1 protein-coding gene and 1 pseudogene are annotated in these 1,115 nt (G+C 74.3%); both read right to left on the bottom strand.

Annotated features, from left to right (window positions below; all coding sequences use genetic code 11):
- Positions 1-120 (bottom strand): annotated as a pseudogene (locus ABZS64_RS39325) (sugar phosphate isomerase/epimerase); the annotation flags it as partial.
- On the bottom strand, positions 117-1,115 hold a 999-nt coding region (locus ABZS64_RS39320; RefSeq protein WP_355840018.1), incomplete at its 5' end, for an SCO3242 family prenyltransferase. The pseudogene ABZS64_RS39325 and the gene ABZS64_RS39320, both read right to left, overlap by 4 nt.

Here is a 1,115-nt window from a genome sequence, read left to right as displayed (position 1 = left end):
GAGGGTCAGTCCGACACCGTCGTAACCGAGGTCGGCGAGGAGGGCGAGGGCGTCGTCGAGACGGAGGTCGGTGAGGCCGTTGGTGCCGTAGCCGAGGCGGATGGGGGCGGCGGGGCTCATGTCGGGCTCACCTTCCGTGCGAGCTTGCGGGCGATCGGGACGAGTCCCATCACCGCGGCTGCTGTGGCACCGGCGCCGGTGCGGGCGGCGAGGGTCGCCTGGAGCGGGATCATGGCGCGGATGCCGCCGCCGACGGCCCGTTGGGTGAGGGGTGGGGAGGGGTTGAGGGCGGCGTGGAGGAGGGGCTTGGCGGCGGTACGGATGTAGGCGACGGCGAGTGCGGTGGTGGCGAGGCGAGCCGGGGTAAGGGCGAAGGCCGGTGCGGGCGGTCGGGGTGACTGTGTGGGGGTTTCCCCGATCCCGCCCCTTCCCGAAGCTGGGGGCAAGCCCCCAGACCCCCGGGACGTGAAGGGCGTCACGGGCAGGCCCCGCCGCCCGGCGCGCACGCTTCGCGGCGCGGGATCCGATACCTGCGCAACTCCGCGTATGCCAGCACCTCGCGGTGCCCGCGACGCGAGGGCACCCAGCCCGATCGTCGCCGCAAGCGCGGCGAGGGGCACAGCAGTTGAGCCGCCTTGCGCCTCGCGCCGCGAGACAGCAGTCACCGCATACGTGTGCGCCGCAAGCACAGCAGCAGAGGGAAGCGCCGCCCGCACGCCCGCATCCGTCCGGGCGCCGGCGGCCGGGCCACCAAACCGCACGCCCGGGGCCCGGGCCTGCTCCCGCGAGGTTCCCCTCGTGCCGCCCGTCGCCACCGCGCCCAGCACCACATCCAGTCCCCGCGCCGCCGCCATGACCGCCGGACCGCCTCGCGTGTGTTTGAAGTGCAGGTCGTAGGACCAGACCGCCCCGGACAGGACCGTCGCCACCACCAGCGCCGGGCGGCCCGCCCGACCGGCCAGCGCGAGGCCCGCCCCGGTCAGCACACCCGCAGCCGCCAACGCCGCCGACGGACTGACACGACCCGACGGAATCGGACGATGCGGCCGCTCCACCGCATCCACCTCACGATCCGCCCAGTCATTCAGCGCCATCCCCGCCTCGTACAAACACAA

It is taken from the genome of Streptomyces sp. NPDC005408 (assembly GCF_040606445.1).
GTDB lineage: Bacteria > Actinomycetota > Actinomycetes > Streptomycetales > Streptomycetaceae > Streptomyces.
The sequence above is the reverse complement of the archived record's forward strand: the minus strand, read 5'-3'. Positions and strand labels throughout refer to the sequence as shown.